Raw genomic sequence first — 17,854 nt, 5'->3', positions numbered from 1 at the left:
CTACACTTGATCCTGCAACATGGAGGCCACCACTTCCTGCAGACGCGCGGCGACGCCACGGTTCCGCCAGGCGGCGAGGGTCACACGCTCCGCTTGCGCCACATCCTCCTCGAACGTGGCAGCAAGCTGCTCGATGGGATCGTGCTCGAAGAATGACACCATGCTCTCCTCGTTGTGGGCAAACGATCGACTGTCGAAGTTCGCAGTTCCGACCGTGGCCCAGCGCCGGTCCACGATCATGATCTTATGGTGGAGCATCGTGCGATGGTACTCATAGATTTCAATTCCTTCGCCCAACAATCGGCCAAAGAGTCGCACGCTATTATGACGCGCCAACCAAATGTCGGTGCGGAGGCCCGAGACGAGAATCCGTACACGGACCCCGCGTCGCTTTGCCTCCGCCAATAATGTCCTCGCCGCCTCGTCTGGGACGAAGTACGGGTTGGCGATCTCAATTGTCCGCCGCGCGCAGACAATCGCCAGGTAGTAGAGCATGCGAATCGTCGATGCGCCCCCTCCCGGCGACCCGAGCAGCGCTTGGACGCTCACGGGTCCGCGCGACGTCAGTCGCGGAAAGAACTCCTCGCCGCTCAAGAGCTCCCCCGTCGACTTCAGCCAGCTTTGGGCGAAGCCGGTCTGCAGCTGCGCCGCGGCCGGACCCTCGATCGACACCTGCAAGTCCCGCCACCGATCCGGATCCTGCGCGTTCCCACGCCACTGATCAGCGATGCCTGCACCGCCGGTGAACGCCACGCGTCCATCGACGACGAGCGTCTTGCGGTGCGTCCGATTGTTGAAGCGACCGAGCGTATACCAGTGGATGGGATTGTACCAGCCCACGTGACAGCCACCGTCTTCCAACATCTTCAAGATCCGGTCCCCAAGCGTCGCGGATCCGATCGCATCGAGGAGGATCTTGACGGGAACGCCGTGGTGCGCCCGCTCGGCAAGCGCCTGCGCGAACGCCGTTCCGCAGTCGCCAGGCCAGAAGATGTACATCTCCATCGTGACCGAGCGCGTGGCAGAGCGAATGGCCTGGAGCATCGCCGGGTAGAACGCGTCGCCGTTGTCGAGCAGCTGGACGCTGTTCCCCCCGACGAAAGGAACGCCGGTGGCGCCTTCGAGGCTTTGCAAGAATTCCGGCGAGGCCACATCGAAGATGTGATCGAGCCCAAAGACGGGTGGTCGTCGCTCGGGAGGGCTCGCCAAGTGCAGGAGAACGGCCAGGAGCGCGCACGCGAGAGCCAGCCAGTAGAAGCCGTTCGCCGCGGCGAGGAGCGCGCCTCCTGCCCACAGCCACCAGGCCCACAGCACGCGCCGAACACGACGCCACATGCTGTCGTGCCATCGCGGCCGCTGGTGACGAGGGTCCGGGAGCAGACGCCGACGCCAACGGCGCGGGACGTTTCGCTGCCGGTAACGTCGCGGCTGGCTACGAGCACGAGGCGTCCGTCGCCCGCGCACGGTCGACATTGATAGGTAGCTTACCGCCGATTGACATCACGCAGATCGCAGGGTACTGTCCGCCTCCATGCCTCTTCACACCAAGATCCTTCTGGCGCTCATCGCCGGTGCCGCAACAGGCGTCGCCGTGAACGTGATCACGGGCGGCGACGGCGCGACGCAGCGCTTCGTGGCACTCGTGACGGAGCCTGTCGGACGCGTGTGGCTGAACGCCCTCATCATGGTCGTGATCCCGTTGATTGTCTCGACGCTGGCGCTGGGGGTCGCCGGGCTCGGGAGCGTGGCCAAGCTGGGGCGGATCGGCCTCGCGACGCTCCTGTCGTTTCTCGGGCTGACCTCATTGGCAACGATCCTCGGTCTGCTGGCGGTCAACCTGATTCGTCCGGGTGCAGGACTCGATCCGGACACCACGGCCCGGTTGATGGACGCGTACAAGGGCCAGGCGGAAGGCGCGATGGGGCTCGCCAAAGGGGCTTTCGGCGTGGACCTGTTCGTGCAGATCGTTCCTCGCAACCCCGTGCAAGCCGCTGCCAATGGAGAGATGCTCGCCGTCATCTTCTTTGCGCTGATGGTGGGCATCGCGCTGACCATGCTGACCAAGGAGCAGGCGGCGCCGATGGTGAAGTTCCTCGATAGTCTGGCGCACGTGACCGTCGCAATCATCTCGCTCGTGATGAAGGTCGCGCCGATCGGCGTGTTCGCGCTGATCTTCAGCGTGACGGCGCGATTTGGCTTCGACATCTTGCTCAACCTGCTGAAGTACGTGATCACCGTCCTCGGCTGCTTGGGCGTGTTCCTCTTGGTGGGCTACCCGATCATTCTCAAGCTCGTGGCGCGTCGCGACCCACGCGACTTCCTCCGCAAGGCTCGCATCGTCATGCTGACGGCCTTCTCGACCTCGTCGAGCAGCGCCACGCTGCCCACGACGCTCCGCGTCACCGAGGAAGAGTTGGGCGTCCCGCGTCAGATCGCAGGCTTTGTCGTTCCGCTTGGGGCGACGATGAACATGAACGGCACGGCACTCTTCGAGGGCATCACGGTGCTGTTCATTGCCCAAGTGTTCGGGGTATCACTGGGGCTCGGTCAACAGCTCATGGTGATCATCATGTCGGTCGTCACGGCAATTGGCGTGGCGGGGATTCCTGGCGGATCGATTCCCTTGTTGATGATGGTCTTGGGAATGGTTGGCGTGCCGATGGAAGGCATCGCCATTGTCTTGGGCGTCGACCGGATTCTGGACATGGCCCGGACGATGGTGAATGTCACGGGTGACATGGTGACGGCGACGATCGTCGATCGGTTCGAGGGCCGCGTCGACCACGGAGAACACGAAGCGATAACCACGAAGGACACGAAGATCTTTCACCACGAAGGACACGAAGATCACGAAGAAGACCATTGATTATTCTTCGTGCTCTTCGTGTTCTTCGTGGTTGATTCTTTTGACCTTCGTGTCCTTCGTCGTTTGCCTTTCTTCGTCCCTTCGTGGTTGCAGCGCTATCCTCGGGGCATCTGGGCTGCAGGAGGCAATTGCGCGAGCCGGCGCTTGACACCTTGAAAATCGGGTGAGTCGCGGCGCCCGCCGCGTTTGAATTGGGCGGCCTCCCGTTCCAGCCGGTCGACGCGCTCGGCTGGAGCTGGGTGCGAGGCAAAGAAGGCCTCGACGGAGCTGGGATCGCGTCCTTGCTGATCGCGGAGGATCTTCATGAACTCCGCCATCCCGCGCACGTCGTAGCCCGCGCGGCTCATGTAGAGCATGCCTTTTTCATCAGCTTCCCGCTCATCGTCGCGGCTGAACTTCATCATCGTGACGTTTGCAGCGAGCGACGAGCCGACGCGGACCGCCTGCGCACCGACGCTCCGATCACTGCCCAACACGGCGCCAAGCAGGCCGAGTCCCAGCTGCGCCCCCATCGCCTTCGTTAGTTGCCCCGCGGCATGGCGATTGGCGACGTGCGCAATCTCGTGGCCGATGACGCCGGCGAGCTGTGCTTCGTTCTTTGCCGCTTGAATCGCGCCACGGTTCACCCACACCGGGCCGCCCGGCAGCGCAAACGCGTTGATGTCGCGGTAGTTGGCAACCGAGAAGCTGTAGGGGTACTCCGGTCCGTCGGCATGGGCAACCAGTCGTCGTCCGAGCGATTGAATATACGACGTGATAGCGCGGTCTGTCAGTTCGGGAGTTTTGGCGCGCACCTCCTTTTGTGCCGATTCGCCGATGCTGATCTCGTCCTTCACGGAGACCAGCGAGAACGCCGCGGCGCCCGACGACATCATCACGAGGAACGCGAGCGCGAAAGGCATCCGCCGTGTGCGATGCGGGACGATTGATCGAGCCGTCATACCTGCCTCCCTTGCAAGGGACCTGCCAATTGGAGGGGTCAAGGGATCAAGGGGTCAAGGGGTCAAGGGATCAAGGGCAAAGGGAGGTCGCGAGGTGGACAGGTGGTTCGTAGCCTTTTCGCCGTCGTGCCTCTGCGTATCTTTAGCCCCCATTCCCTCCATCCCTTGATCCCTTCATCCCTTTACCCCTTGCCCCTTTTACCCCTATCCTTGGCGCGTGGCAACAGACGGAGGCCCCTCTCCGGATCCCGCTGTCTCGACCAGCGCCATCGAAGCGGCGAGCGAGCGTCTCGAGGCTTACCTCAAGAACCGACAGCAGTCACAAACCGGCGCAGAGGCACGCCCAGAGAATTTTAGCAGCAGAGACGAAGGTCTCCCATCTACGGGTAACGACGAAGGCGTCGCACAGCAGGCCAATGAGACAGCGCCGGACGGGCGCGGTCTGGGGACCGGCGCGCCGAGGAGCGCGCCTGCATGGATCAAGATCGCGCTCGCAGCCACGGTTGTCGTGGCGGCGGCCGAGGGAGCGTACATCGTTTGGAGCACTCGCTCGGCCGACGTCCCTGCCGCGCCGCGCTCGCAATCCGCACCACCGACGGATCGGTCGACCGAGGCTCGTCGTACGGCGCCGTCAGGTGGCGACTCCGCGGCGAAGGTTGGTCCGCCGCTGGCGGAGAGCGCACCTCCCGCGGTACCAACCAGGGGCACGATTGAGGTGCGCACGACGCCACCCGGTGCGACGGTGGTGTTTCAGGGTCGGCGCCGCGGCGTCACGCCGCTCACGATTCCTGATGTAGCTCCCGGCATTCACGATATCGAAGTCGGCGGCTGGTTCGGAAGTCGCATTCAGCGAGCCACAGTGCGCGCCGGGCGCACAGCAGTGCTCGACCTGACAGTCCCGCCACGCCGCTCGTCACCGAAAGGTTTATGACAAGGTGACGGGGTGAGAGGGTGACAGGGTGAGAAGGTGAAACGGGTGGTTCGCGCACTCGGGAGAGTGCGTCGGACGCCCAAAAGCGTCACCAGATTTCACCCAGGACGCTCGAAATCACCCTGTCACCCTGTCACCTTGTCACCTTGTCACCTTGTCACCCTGTCACCCTGTCACCTTGTCACCCTGTCACCTTGTCACCCTGTCACCCTGTCACCCGCGTCATGCCGGCTCGACGTGGACGAGCACGTCCGTGACCTGTGGCACTTCACGCACGATGGCAAAGCGGACATCCGTGGCAATGTCGTGCGCCTGGCGAACGCTCATCGTTGCGTCCACCTCCAGATGCAGGTCGACGTGATAGTGCAGCCCCGTCTTGCGGCCGAAGCACTTCTCGACGCCCCGTACGCCCGGCAGGGTGAGCGCAACGCGCCGGATCTCGGCCATCAGCGGTGGCGGTGGCATCGTGTCGATCAGCTCGCGCGACGCTTGCGCAACGGTACCCACGCCGGCCGACACGACGAAGAGCCCGACGACGAACCCGCCGAATTGGTCAGCCATGAGAAATTCGTCTGGATCGAGGCGTGTGAGCGCCAGGGCAACGGTTGCGGCGAGCGCGGAGAGCACATCCACGCTGTCGTTCCACCCATCTGCCTCCAACGCTCTGCTCCCAAGGCTCCGGCCTAGCCGGATCTTCACCGTCATGAGCACACCCTTCACGATGAGGGCCGCACTCAGCGTCCAAAGGGCGGCTACGCCGGGCGGTGTCCGCACGGAGGCCAGCCCCCATAAGGAGGTCGCGGCGATCGCCACGCCAGTCAGCGCGAGGATCACGCCAAGGATGAGGCCGGTGACCGTTTCAGCGCGGCCGTGCCCATACGGGTGCTCGGAGTCAGCGGGACGAGAGGCATACCAGAGGCCGAAATAGAGGAAGAGCGCAGCGATGACATCGGCTACGAACTCGACGCCAGCCGCCCGTGCGGCGGTGGAGCCGGCGCTTGCGCCGGCCGCGAGGTTTGCCGCCGCCAGAACCGCATTTGCCACGACGCTATAAATCGCGACGCGGCGCGCGCCCCGAAGAGCGTCGACAGGCAACACGACCCTAGAAGAACACCTGCCCGTGCCAGGACCCTGACGCAGGTGTCTCCCACCGCCCAGTGCGGATCTCGCCGACGGATGTGACCGCGTTGTTGAAGACGAGCGTGTTGGGGGTGACGTCACCACGCGTGGCGCGGTCAGCGAACTCCTCCCGCGACACGCGAACGACCGAGCTCCCGGCACGATAATAGACGGGGGCATGATCGAGCAGCGTCACGCCGAGCATGTCGCCCACGTGCTTGATCCGGCGGACGAGCGCATCGATCGAGCAGCCGGACGCTCCGGCAGCATGCTCGTCCACCGCGATCAGCAGGAAGCGGTCGTACCGGACCTCGCGCGCCGCACTGAGTGGCACGCCGTGCGCGGTCCAGTCGGCCAGAAATCCGTCTACCTCTGCAAGAAGACGCGCCTGCTCCGGCTCGTCCATCAGCCGGTCCGCGGCGAACACCCAGGCCCGCGCATCCTCCGGCAAATTCTCGAATGGCACTCTTGGCATCGTGATGTCTCCTGGTCTCGAAGCACCGATTTTGGTCCTTGGAGCACCTCTGATATATTCTCTCCCGATACGGTCAAGTTTGGCTTCTCAAGGGTTCTGGTTGCAGCATACGGGAAACTGTGCCACCCTGATAGCCGCGTTGGCACGGTGCACCGTGCTGTGTCATGCTGGACACGTTCAATTGGCAGTCTCCGCGTTCCGGCCGTGCCGCCGAACAAGCGACGGGCCACAGCCGCCCCGAACCTCTCGTCGGGGGTGGGGTTCGTCGTCGCACTTTGTCCTCGCACATGTCCTACCTGCCCAAGTTACGATCCTGCCATGTTCGATGTGCCGTTTCCTTCCGGGAGTGAAGCTACCGACGGAGGCTCACGCGCCGGATTGAAGATCGCCCAACCGTCGAGGAACCTGTGACAGTTCGTCTCTTCATTGGAAACTTGCCCTACAGCACGTCAGAGGCCGATCTTCGCGAGCTCTTTGCTGCGGTGAACGAGCCCACGCACGTGCTGCTGCCTGTCGATCGCGACACCGGCCGTCCACGAGGCTTTGCCTTCGTGGACTTCGCCGATCGCGAGACAGCAGAGGAAATCATCCGCCGATTCAACGGCCAGAACCTCAGCGGGCGGCCCATCGCCGTGAGCGAGGCGCGCGCCCGTGAGGACCGGCCGAGCGGTCCACGGCCAGGGCCGGCCGGCCCTGGCTTCGCCGGTGGTCTACCACGCCCCAGCGGACCGCCACCGCCGCGCGAGCGCTCCGGTCCGCCGCGTCGTGAGCGAGCCGGCGGCGGCGCCGGTGGTGGCCGGTCGAGAACGCAGTGGGGCAATGACAAGGGTCCACGTGGTCCCATCAAGGTGCGCACCGCCGGTCGTCTGTACGACGACGACGAGGATGTCTCGGTGGACGAGCGTCTGGAGGACTTCGACGATCCCGCCACCAGCCGGCCGGAGGACGAAGAGGGGCCCGCCACCAACCGGCCGGAGGACGAAGAGGGGGAAGAGGGGGAAGAGCAGGGATAAGGGATCAAGGGATCAAGGGATCAAGGGATCAAGGGATCCCTGCTACCCTGTTGCGGAGACGAACTCCCTCGCCTCCTGCCACTGGCCGCGCGTGAAGTCCGGGAAGGCGACCGGCGCGCTTCCTCGCGCGACCGACGCCTCGCTGAGCGCGGCCGGCACGCTCCAGGTCGCTGCATCATAGACGTCCATGTCCGGCGCCAGTCCCTGCTGTATACACTCGATCAGGCGGTAGCACGTGATGAAATCCATGCCGCCGTGCCCACCCAGCTTGCGCGCGAGCTCCCCCCACGCGCTTCCAGAGATCGTGCTCGTACTGCGCGTACTCCTCGATGGGCTTGAACTCCTCGGGCTCCTGGCCGTCGAAGTAAAAGCGAGGCGGGTAGTCCGTGAAGATTCCCTTCGTGCCTGCAATGAGATTGATACGGTCATAGGGGTGCGGCGACGAGACGTCGTGCTCCAGGCGGACGAGGCGCCCCTTGGCCGTCTTCAGCAGACTGATGTTGCGATCGCCACAGGCGTACTGCTCCTGCCACTTCGCGTTGCCTCTAGGAACATGCGCCTCCCGATAGGCCTGGAGGCCCAACGATGGCGAGCTCATGGACACCAGGGTCTCGAAGCGGTCACCGCGGTTGATATCCATGTAGTTGGCAACCGGCCCCAGGCCGTGCGTCGGATACAGATTGCCATTGCGTCCGATGTGCTCGGCACGCCGCCACAGGCCTTCACTCTCGTCCCTGAAAAGCAACGCCCGCAGATCGTGGACATAGCCGGCGCCACCATGGAGCAGATCGCCGAACAGGCCAGCCTTGACCATGTTCAACACCAGCAGCTCGCTGCGGCCATAGCAGCAGTTCTCGAGCATGATGCAATGGCGGCGGCTCTGTTCCGATGCATCGACCAGCGTCCAACACTCCTCGAGCGTCTCTGCCGCGGGCACCTCGGACGCGGCGTGGATGCCGTTCTTCATGGCGGCAACCGCCATCGGTACGTGCCAGTCCCATGGCGTCGCAATGTACACAGCATCGAGATCGTCGCGCGTGCACATACGCTCGAAGTCCCGCTCGCCGTTGGTGTAGAGGGCGGGAGCCGTGAAGCCTTTCTTCTCGATTCGACCGCTTGCCTTCTGCGCTTTCTCCGGTACAACGTCGCAGATGGCGGTGATCGCCACGCCGTCGAGCGCGAGCCAATTGTCGAGCATGCCACCACCACGTGCGCCAAGGCCGATCAGGCCGAGACGTACGGTGGACCGGCGCTCGAATGGCACACCAATCATGCTGGTCTGGCCAGCCTGGCGCGCCGGCGCTTCCTGAAGCGCTGCAGGGCCACCATTGGCCTGCGCGGTCACGCCGACTGGCCTCGCTACCGCCAGTCCGGCGCCCGCCATCGTCACGGACTTCAACATGTCGCGCCGTGAAGGCCGCATGCTCCTTCGTTGTCTCTTGCTGCCCATGGTGCTGCTCCTCGATTGTCCCGACGGCGGAATGTATCACGGTGAGGGGGGTGACGGGATGAGGGGGTGACAGGGTGAAGGGGTGACAGGGTGAAGGGGTGAAGGGGGTGACGGTGGTTGACGTTGCCGCGGCGTTCGACGTTTAGCCACACACGCTGAAACTGCCCATCACCTTGTCACCTTGTCACCTTGTCACCTTGTCACCTTGTCACCTTGTCACCTTGTCACCCCGTCTCTGCCCTCCCCGCCTTCCCAAAGTGCTAAAATTGATGGGATCATATGGTGGGAGTCAGGCTTCACCGGACTATCGGCGTCAAAGTTGGGGATGTGCAGGTGGGCGGTGGCGCCCCCGTCGTCGTGCAGTCCATGACCAGTACGGAAACGGCCGACATCGAGGCCACGGCACAGCAGTGCCTGGCCCTGGCGGAGGCAGGATCAGAGCTGGTACGCGTCACGGTGAACCACCCCGAGGCAGCAGTTGCGGTTCCCGAGATCACGCGTCGACTGCGTGACGCCGGTTGTGGCGTGCCGCTCATTGGCGACTTCCACTTCAACGGCCACTTGCTGCTCAGACGCTATCCCGACTGTGCGAGAACGCTCGACAAGTACCGCATCAACCCAGGGAACGTCGGCAGTGGCCGCCGCCGCGACGACAACTTCACCACCATCTGCGAGGTCGCACGCGACAACGAGAAGCCGGTTCGCATTGGCGTCAACGGCGGCTCCCTGAATCAGGAGCTCGTGGTCCAGCGCATGCAAGAGAACACGGACCGCGGGCTCGGCAAGTCTTCAGACGAAATCATCAACGACTGCATGATCGAGTCGGCGCTACGGTCGACCGAGCTGGCCATCGACGCTGGGCTCCGCGACGATCAGATCATCATCTCCTGCAAGGTGTCGCGCCCCGTCCATCTGATCGAGGTGTACCGTCGTCTGGCACGCGAGACGAGACAACCGCTCCACCTTGGCCTCACCGAAGCCGGAATGGGCATCAGGGGACTCGTGTGGTCTGCGTCCGCCATTGGTGTTCTGCTCAACGATGGTATCGGCGACACCATTCGAGTGTCACTCACGCCGCGGCCCGGCGGTGATCGCCGCGAAGAGGTCTATGCCGCATGCGAGCTGCTGCAGGCGCTCGGTTTGCGATCGTTCGCACCCAGTGTGACCGCCTGCCCAGGCTGCGGCCGAACCACGAGTACCACGTTCCAGGAGCTTGCCGAGCGCATTCAGTCCCACATTCGTGAGCAGATGCCGTCGTGGAAGCAGGAATTCGAGGGCGTCGAGAATCTGACGCTCGCCGTGATGGGGTGCGTGGTCAATGGCCCCGGGGAGTCGAAGGCCGCAAACATTGGTATCAGCTTGCCGGGCACGGGCGAAGCACCGAACTGCCCCGTCTTCATCGACGGCCAGCACGCTGTGACGCTACGCGGTACATACGACGAGCTCGCACCGGCCTTCGGGAAGATCATCGACGATTACATCGCCTCCAAGTACCCGCGCCGCTCGCGCGGCGCCGTCCTTGGTCCTTAGTCCTTGGTCCTTGGTTCTTGGTCCTTGGTCCTTGCCGTGGCGACGGTTGGTGGCGCCCAGGCCGGATCGCGGCAACGCCAGCGTCTAGCTAGTAAGTCGCACGTCCGTTCCGATGGCGCCCGAGCGCGTCGACGTTCAACGCGCTGTGGCTCGCCGAACCAAGGACCAGGGACCAAGGACCAAGGACCAAGGACCGTCTCTACCGCCGCCGACGTGTGTCGACAAACGACTTCACGCACAGCGCCACGAAGACGCCCGTGAGGACGGCCATGATCGACTGCGCGATGACCGCGCTGGGCCGCGCGATGGTCTCGCCCTGCAGGAGGGCCGGCAGACGCCCAACTGCCCGGACGGTCGCGAGAAAGCCCACTAGTCCCACGAGGACCGCGGCGTGCATCGCGTGACGCCGCCAGCGCTCATTGCGCGCGACGACCGCGAGCACCCACAAAACGATGCCGAACGCCGCGGGGATGAGCGCGGTGACGCTCGCCCCCTGCGTAGCCGAATACCCCAAGACCCCGAGCAACACGAGCAGCACGCCCACGATGCGCGCCGTTGCAACCACTATGCACCTCCCCGCTCCTGAAGGCGGACCCTTGCCAGGTCCGCCTTCATTATGCGACAGAGGGAGGCGTTCAGGGAGTGAGCCGCACCGCGGCAGCGCTCGTGCCGGCGCCAAGGGCGAGCCCGCCGGAATTCCAGTACGTCGACCGTTCCACGACGATGGGAGCGCCACTGGTTTCGACAAGGATGCCGTACCGACGTCCCATGGCGCCCGGGAACTCCTCACCGATATCCCAGCTCGTCCGGCTATTCGCCGGCAGCCTTTTCTGTCGAGAGACCTCACCACCTCCTTCGAACATGAGCGTGATCTCGACCGAGGTGTCCGCCGCCGCAGTGTTCGCGGCGAGCACGAAGGTGGACGTGCTACGCGGCCCACCGGATTCACCGTCGGCTATGGCCCAGCGTGTGCCTGGCGCCTTGATGCCGTTGCTCGAGTTCGACTCGTACCAGTTGCCGCGCGGCCACCACAGGCTGCGCTCTGCCAGAAACGGCTGCCCATCGCGCGACGCGAGCCTCACCGAGGAGGTGGTGTTGCGAAGCTGGCGATCGGCATTGACGTGGATGGTCCGTCGCCGACGCGGCGGCACCTCGTACGACCGCTGAACGCGGCCCCCATCCGGGAGTGAATAGGTCGCGCGGACGGTGATGGCCTCGTTGCCCGGGTTGGCCAACAGATAGAACAGGTCGAACCAGCCATTGGCGACCCCTTCGGCAAAGTACCAACGAGAGGAGGCGTCGGTGACGCCCGCGCTGGCGCTGCCGGCCGCCCAGGGCTTCCGGGGCGCATCGTAGTACATCGCATGCTCGGCAATGACCGGGACACCGTTGACCGACTCGATCACGCCAGATACCGGTGTCGCGGCCAGCCGCTGACTCTCGCTGTTGACGAAGATCGTCTTGCGGCTGTGGGGAGCAAGATCGTAAGTGCGTCGCTCCGGCTCACCACTCTCCAGGAGATAGGTTACTCGCACCTGCGCGGCGCGCTCGTCCGGGTTCTGAATGAGATAGAAGAGCCAGAAAGGGCTCGTCGCGCCTTCAGTGATGTACCAACGACGCGCTGGCTCCGCCATACCTGTCTCGGCGTGCGCACCGTACGCCGTGCTGTCCCAGCTCACGGTACGATCGACCACGAGCGGGACGTCGGACTCGACACGGGTCGCAAAGTCGACGCCGTCGAGCTGGTCGAACGTTGCCGCAGATACCGTCGTGCGCTCCCGCGCGGCCAGGTCCAATGGCTTCGTCACGAGCTGACCGTCGGCGCGCTCGAACACCACGACGACCTTCGCCGGCAGCGTTCCTGGATTCAAGAGCGCAAGCCTGGTATTCCAGAAGGTCCGAGACTGCACCCCCTCGGGCAAGTACTGGACCTCGGTTCCACGCGGGTGTGTGCCTCGCTGATATTCCAGGTGGTTGGGCACACCGTCTCGATCGGGATCAGCATTGCGCATCGACGTGCTCGTCGTCTCGAGGCTGTCGAGCCCGTACTGCCTCTCCCAGCTGTCCGGTAGGCCGTTGTTGTTGGCATCATCGCTCACCACGGCCGAGACTTCTCCGGACGGCGCGCTGATGAGACCCGATTCATTGTAGGCACGGACCGCGAAGTAATAGCGGGCCCCCTCCTTGAGGTTTGGCACGCTTGCGCTCGTCCGTGCGCCGACATCGATCAATCCAGTGTACGAACCACTTGCAGTACCCCAGAGAACCACATATCCCTTGAGATCCTGCTCGCTGTTGGAATCCCACATGAGCCACACGGAGCCGGCTTCGGCCGGGAGTGCAGAAGCCATGAAGAGCAGCATGAGCGCGAAGGCGCGCCACGATCCTTTCTGCGAAAGCGGAGCTGACATGGGCTGCGAACAAGGCAACCCACGTGCCTGGACTGCATTTTTTTGAACCGACGCTTATTAACACATAGCAAGATAATTGAATCGCTTACTGGCAAGCTCGTCAGAGCTCGCGGGATCACACTTCCGTAAGCGGATTCGACTTCTGTGGCAGAGGTGTGCCCCCGGGAGAGATTCGCGAGAAGATTCGGCAGAGATAGAAGGGCTAGTAAGATAGACGAGCTTGTGAGATAGAGCAGCTAGACATAGATAGCGGCCCAGCTAGCGCCGATGTCAAGGTCTGGCGCTAGCCGGACAGCAACAACTCCTCACGGTAGCGGCGATCCAAGTGCGGCGCCGCCCGCCGCCAGGAATCTTCCGTTGGCGTTCCAGTAAAGGGCGTGCTCGACGACAAGCTGAGCAGGCTCGGCACCAACACTCTCGACCAGCGCGCCGAAGCGTCGCCCTTCGCTGTCGGGAAAGTCGCGCGCAACAGGAATGTCCGTTCGGCTCTGCGCTGGAAGGTCGTAGGTCCGACTGATGCGGCTGCCATCTTCGAAGAGCAGTGTCACTCGAGCTTTGCCCTTCGTTGGCGACGTGTTCGCGACCAGCAGGTACGTCTGGGTATTCGCCGCGCCGCCGACTTCGCCCTCCGCCACGGCCCAGCGCGTACTGGTCTCGGTGGCGCCAACGGTGCTGTGCGATTCATACCAGTTCGCGGCCGTCGGTCCTGGCCACCACATGGAACGCTCGGCCAGGAACGATACGCCGTTGGTCGATTCGAGTATCGTCGAAACCGAGGTCTGCTCCAGTCCGCCACCCTCCTGATCGACATACACGGTCTTGCGCGACCGCGGCTGCAGCGCATAGGTGCGGTGCACGGTTCGACCAGTGGGCAGCAGATAAGTGGCGCGAACCTCAGCAACGCTGTCGTTGGGATTTGCCAGCGACAGGAACATGTCGAAGTAGCTCCCTGTCGCCCCCTCACCGAAGAACCAGCGCGTCGCAGCCGCGGTTACGCCGGCGCTCGCACTGCCCGAGAGAAACGCTTGCCCCTGGCCCGACAGATACAGCGCACGCTCGGCAATCACGGGAACACCGTTGATTGACTCGATCACGGCGGACAGCTCGGCGTGACTCAGCGGGTCTCCCTCGCCGTTCACCCAAATCGTGAGCCGGCTGTGAGGCGGCGCCGTGTATCGACGCACTTCCGGCTCTTGACCATCAGTGAGCAGGTACGTGACGGCTATCTCTGCTGGTGAGGCATGCGGGTTCTGCACGAGGTAGAACAGGTCGAACAAGCCGTTCCACGCAATACCCTCCGTCAGGTACCACCTGGTTGACGGCGTCGGCAAGCTCGTCTCGAGGTGTGCGCCGTAGCGGCCGGCGCCCCAGGCAACCGTGCGATCCACGATCACCTCGGCGTTCGCCTCCACGCGGGTGGAGAAGCCTCGTCCGGCGAGCTCGGGGATGTCACGGCTCGTTACGGTTGCCCGCGTGTGCGGCCCGAGCGTCATTGCGCGCGTGTGCTGCTCGCCACCCTCGTCTTCGAACACCATCGCCACGGCCGCTGCCTCGTCGTTTGGATTCAAGAGCGCGAAGCGCGTCTCGAACAGATCGGCTTGGATACCTTCGGCAAAGTAGCCGAGGTGGGTCGTCGACGATGAGGGGGGAGGTGACGTCGGTGTGGAGGCCGGCGGCGCCGTCGGGTCGGGCAGTGTCGGCAGCGGCGGAATCGATGGGAACGGCGGCAGCGGAGGAAGGGGTGGCAGGGGTGGCAGGTCCGGAAGCCCCGACAGCCACGCCCAGACCTCGTTCGACGGCCCACTGGCAAGGCCAGCGCTGTTGTAAGCTTTCACCGCGAAGTAATAGATGCGGCCCTCTGTCAGATCGCTGACAGTCACGGTCGTGCGATCCCCGACGTCGATCCGCTCCGTGTAGCTGCCGGGCGAGGTGCCGTACACGACGCGGTAGCCGACAAGGTCGTCCTCGGTGTTGGCATCCCACGCCAGGCTGATGGAGCCCGCCGCGGCGGTTCGGGCGATCAGGACGAGCCCGAGCACGGCGAGCCCACTCGAGCGAACCAAGCTGTGGCGGTCAACGTAGGGGATATACATGGCAGACTCGCTTGAAGGCAACCGCCATGCCGCTTGCGTACTTCGTTCGTTAACGCTGTGAGAGCAATAGGTTATGACGTAGTACTCCAACAGACAATATGTGTATGTTCTAACGGCCTTGTAAGCGAAGCGCAATTTTGTACTGCACCCCAGCTATGCATCTAGTGGAGCCGGCGACCACGCATCAGCTAGCCGTCAGGCACTAGCGGCGAGTCAGGGTTACAGGAGAGGAAGCCATGCGAGCGACGAGACCATGGGACCCACCGGTCCTGATCGTGCTCCTCGGCGTCGTGGCCGGAGGTTGCGACCTGGCCACTGGCGCTTTTTCGTCGCAGGCGTCAGACCAGCGGGTCGATGGTCGCCTTGGCGGCGGTGGTCCGCCGCTCTCACTCGAGACGGTCAACGGCGGCATCGATGTGACCGGACGATGAAAAAACGGGGACAGCCCCCGTTTTACGAAAAAGGTAAGAAAAAACTGGTTAGGCGATCCCCTCTCCCCTGTTCTCGTCAGGACTTCATACGTTCTTACCTTTTTCGTAAAACGGGGGCTGTCCCCGTTTTTTCATCGAAGCGCGTGCCCAGCAGCAGCTCCGCGACCAGATCATAGCTCGCGATCCCTTCCGGCACACGGTTCGCACGGAGGAACCGGTCGTAGGCTTGCCACGCCACGACACGAACGGCTGGAAGGGTCTGGCGGCTGCGCGCGGCCATGCCGGCGAGATCGCGTCGCGGTCCCTCCTCGAGCGCACCAACGATCGAGCGCCGCTCATCTCGCGGCACCGCTCCCACGAGATGTCCCAGTACCGAGAGCCAGGCACTGTATTGCGCTTGCGCATCCCCCTGCATGCAGGTCAGCCACGCCAGAAAGCTCGCCTCTGCTTCGTTCGCCAAGCCGGCGAGGTGGCCCCACTCGTGCGCGACCACGAAGGGGCGCTCGGCTGGCAGGACCTGAGGATTGATGGTGATGTCGAGGCCAAATGGATTGGTGACGCCGTCGATGCCAGCCCAGCGGAAGTAAGGAGTCAGCAATGTTCGCTTGGGCAGACCTGGAGTGGCCGTGCGGCGTGCGCCCAAGAATCGCTGAGCCCGTGCGAAGGCGGGACCAAGGTGTTCCGGCAGATCCCGCGCCTGCGGCCATGGTGCGCGGTAGGCCGGCGCATAGCCGTCATTGAGATTCTCCACGGCCCTGTCGAGCCAGTCGATGGCCGCCGTCCGGGTCACACGGCCACGGTCGAAGTCGAGGCGGGCCGTAAGTGGCGTGCGACGGTAGTTCAGGCCCCAACACGCTTCGAACGCGAGGTAAACGACCGCGGCAACGAGCAGGATGTTCGACACCGTCGCCACTCCGCCCGACCAACCGCCGCTCGCTGCGCGAGCTTCGCTCGACACGCGTCGGCGTCTCCAGCGATGGATCTGGCGCCCAACGAAGACGAGGAGCGCCGCCAACGCACCAGCGACGCCCGCGTCCAGCAGTAAGAACGGCACTCGATTCGTGATCGTCGTCACGACCGGCTGGAAGAGGAGATACGCGCCGCCCGAGTACATCCGCTCGACGAGCGTCGCGGGCAACGGCGCCACTGCCAGCAACAGCGCCGCGGCGATCACCGCGAGCTTCAAGAGCTGGCCTCTCACGTGTGGCGCGGCTATCCCGACCGAGCGCCCTGTCCGGTGATCAGCCGAATTCCTCGCTGGTAGGTGAAGTACGCCCATGCCCACTGAACGAGCACGATGACACGATTTCGGAATCCCGTGAGGAGCATGATATGCACGAAGAGCCAAACCAACCAGGCGAGCCAACCCCAGAACCGCCTGCCCCCGATCTCGGCAATGGCTGCGGCGCGGCCGATGGTGGCCATGTTGCCGAGATCCTTGTAGCGAAACTCCTGCGTGGGCTGTCGCTCGATCAGCCGGACGATGCTCTGTGCGGCATGGCGGCCCCCCTGGATCGCGACCTGGGCAACACCCGGGAGCGGCTTGCCATCTTGCTCGAGCTTCGCCAGGTCGCCAATCACGAACACCTCGGGACTACCAGGAACAGAGAGATCCGGCTCGACCTGGACACGACCGGCCCGGTCGAGCGGCGCGCCAAGCGTCCGTCCCAGTGGCGACGCGGCGACCCCGGCAGCCCAGACCACCGTCCCCGCCTCGATGCGCTCCTCTCCGATCTGGACCGCGCCGCATGTGACACCAGTCACCAGTGTGCTCTTGCGAAGCTCGACACCGAGCCGTGCCAGTGACTTCTCCGCATGCGCTCGCAACGGAGGCGAAAATGCCGTGAGGACGCTCGGCGCGCCTTCGAGCAGGATGATGCGCGTCTCGCGAGGGTTGATCGCGCGAAAGTCCTTTGCGAGCGTGTGCCGGGCGAGCTCCGCGATGGCACCGGCCATTTCGACACCGGTTGGACCGCCGCCCACGATCACGAACGTCAACAGTCGGCGTCGGGTCTCGGCATCCGTGGTGACTTCCGCCCGTTCAAAGGCCATCAGCAAACGCCGGCGAATCACGAGCGCATCGTCGAGCGTCTTGAGACCTGGCGCGGTCTGCGCCCACTCGTCATGACCGAAGTACGCGTGCGCGGCACCGCTCGCGACGATCAGGTAGTCATAGGACAGCTCGCCGATATCGAGCGACACAACGCGCCGGGCGCGATCGACCGCCTGTGCCTCCGCGAGCAGGACCTGCACATTGCGTTGACGCCTGAGAATCCAACGGATAGGTGAGGCGATCTCGCCAGGTGAGAGCCCAGCTGTGGCGACCTGGTAGAGCAACGGCTGGAAGACATGGTGGTTGTACCGATCGACGACCACGACGTCGACCGGGGCGCGCCTCATCAAGCGCGCGGCGTTCAAGCCACCGAATCCGCCGCCGATGATCACGACACGCGGTCGGCCCGGATGGGAGGAGATGACAATGCGCCGCGCGCCGGGCCGTTCGGCTCGGGCCGCGCTCGCCGGTGATTCGAGAACATCTACACGCGACTGGTCGGAGCCGTTCTGCTCGGGCATGATGAAAGCTCCTGCCTCGA

Annotated in this window: 13 protein-coding genes and 1 pseudogene; 5 read left to right on the top strand and 9 right to left on the bottom strand. The window is 64.2% G+C overall.

Annotation, left to right across the window (positions count from 1 at the left end):
- Positions 1–1,473 (bottom strand): cardiolipin synthase B, encoded by a 1,473-nt coding sequence (locus tag GEV06_00455; GenBank protein MPZ16374.1) that lies wholly within the window; start codon positions 1,471–1,473, stop codon positions 1–3.
- Positions 1,474–1,531: 58 nt separating this feature from the next.
- Here GEV06_00455 and GEV06_00450 point away from each other — a divergent pair, with 58 nt between their 5' ends.
- A complete protein-coding gene (locus GEV06_00450) occupies positions 1,532–2,866 on the top strand; it encodes a cation:dicarboxylase symporter family transporter (protein ID MPZ16373.1) in 1,335 nt (444 codons plus the stop codon).
- Between the two features lie 95 nt (positions 2,867–2,961).
- Here the strand turns inward: GEV06_00450 and GEV06_00445 are convergent, their stop codons facing one another.
- Positions 2,962–3,807, bottom strand: coding sequence for a M48 family metalloprotease (locus GEV06_00445; GenBank protein MPZ16372.1), 846 nt, complete (start codon positions 3,805–3,807; stop codon positions 2,962–2,964).
- Between the two features lie 217 nt (positions 3,808–4,024).
- Between GEV06_00445 and GEV06_00440 the strand changes: the two genes are divergently transcribed.
- Positions 4,025–4,738, top strand: coding sequence for a PEGA domain-containing protein (locus GEV06_00440; GenBank protein MPZ16371.1), 714 nt, complete (start codon positions 4,025–4,027; stop codon positions 4,736–4,738).
- 222 nt (positions 4,739–4,960) lie between these two features.
- Here GEV06_00440 and GEV06_00435 read toward each other — a convergent pair whose 3' ends face one another.
- The gene (locus GEV06_00435; GenBank protein ID MPZ16370.1) at positions 4,961–6,037 is read right to left on the bottom strand and encodes a cation diffusion facilitator family transporter; all 1,077 of its coding nucleotides are present in this window, start codon (positions 6,035–6,037) and stop codon (positions 4,961–4,963) included.
- A 702-nt stretch (positions 6,038–6,739) separates the two neighbouring features.
- Here GEV06_00435 and GEV06_00430 point away from each other — a divergent pair.
- A complete protein-coding gene (locus GEV06_00430) occupies positions 6,740–7,345 on the top strand; it encodes a hypothetical protein (GenBank protein MPZ16369.1) in 606 nt (201 codons plus the stop codon).
- A gap of 42 nt (positions 7,346–7,387) precedes the next feature.
- Here the strand turns inward: GEV06_00430 and GEV06_00425 are convergent.
- A pseudogene (locus tag GEV06_00425) lies at positions 7,388–8,768 on the bottom strand (gfo/Idh/MocA family oxidoreductase).
- A 306-nt stretch (positions 8,769–9,074) separates the two neighbouring features.
- Between GEV06_00425 and ispG the strand changes: the two are divergent.
- Positions 9,075–10,325, top strand: a complete 1,251-nt coding sequence (ispG, locus tag GEV06_00420) for a flavodoxin-dependent (E)-4-hydroxy-3-methylbut-2-enyl-diphosphate synthase (protein MPZ16368.1) — start codon at positions 9,075–9,077, stop codon at positions 10,323–10,325.
- Positions 10,326–10,524: 199 nt separating this feature from the next.
- Here ispG and GEV06_00415 read toward each other — a convergent pair whose 3' ends face one another.
- From GEV06_00415 to GEV06_00405, 3 genes are all read right to left on the bottom strand, one after another.
- Positions 10,525–10,890, bottom strand: coding sequence for a hypothetical protein (locus tag GEV06_00415; protein ID MPZ16367.1), 366 nt, complete (start codon positions 10,888–10,890; stop codon positions 10,525–10,527).
- 70 nt (positions 10,891–10,960) lie between these two features.
- Positions 10,961–12,736, bottom strand: coding sequence for a hypothetical protein (locus tag GEV06_00410; GenBank protein MPZ16366.1), 1,776 nt, complete (start codon positions 12,734–12,736; stop codon positions 10,961–10,963).
- 305 nt (positions 12,737–13,041) lie between these two features.
- Positions 13,042–14,829, bottom strand: a complete 1,788-nt coding sequence (locus tag GEV06_00405; protein ID MPZ16365.1) for a hypothetical protein — start codon at positions 14,827–14,829, stop codon at positions 13,042–13,044.
- 236 nt (positions 14,830–15,065) lie between these two features.
- Here GEV06_00405 and GEV06_00400 point away from each other — a divergent pair, with 236 nt between their 5' ends.
- Positions 15,066–15,260, top strand: coding sequence for a hypothetical protein (locus tag GEV06_00400; protein ID MPZ16364.1), 195 nt, complete (start codon positions 15,066–15,068; stop codon positions 15,258–15,260).
- A gap of 94 nt (positions 15,261–15,354) precedes the next feature.
- On the opposite strand, the gene GEV06_00395 is transcribed toward GEV06_00400, so the two are convergent.
- Together GEV06_00395 and GEV06_00390 are read right to left on the bottom strand one after the other, a co-directional pair.
- The gene (locus tag GEV06_00395; protein MPZ16363.1) at positions 15,355–16,539 is read right to left on the bottom strand and encodes a DUF3810 family protein; all 1,185 of its coding nucleotides are present in this window, start codon (positions 16,537–16,539) and stop codon (positions 15,355–15,357) included.
- On the bottom strand, positions 16,473–17,834 hold the full coding sequence (locus tag GEV06_00390; GenBank protein ID MPZ16362.1) for an NAD(P)/FAD-dependent oxidoreductase: 1,362 nt from the start codon (positions 17,832–17,834) through the stop codon (positions 16,473–16,475). Before GEV06_00390 ends, GEV06_00395 begins: the two co-directional genes overlap by 67 nt.
- Between the last annotated feature and the right edge of the window lie 20 nt (positions 17,835–17,854).

The sequence above is a fragment of the Luteitalea sp. genome (assembly GCA_009377605.1).
In the GTDB taxonomy this organism is placed as follows: Bacteria; Acidobacteriota; Vicinamibacteria; order Vicinamibacterales; family Vicinamibacteraceae; genus WHTT01.
The sequence above is the reverse complement of the archived record's forward strand: the minus strand, read 5'-3'. Positions and strand labels throughout refer to the sequence as shown.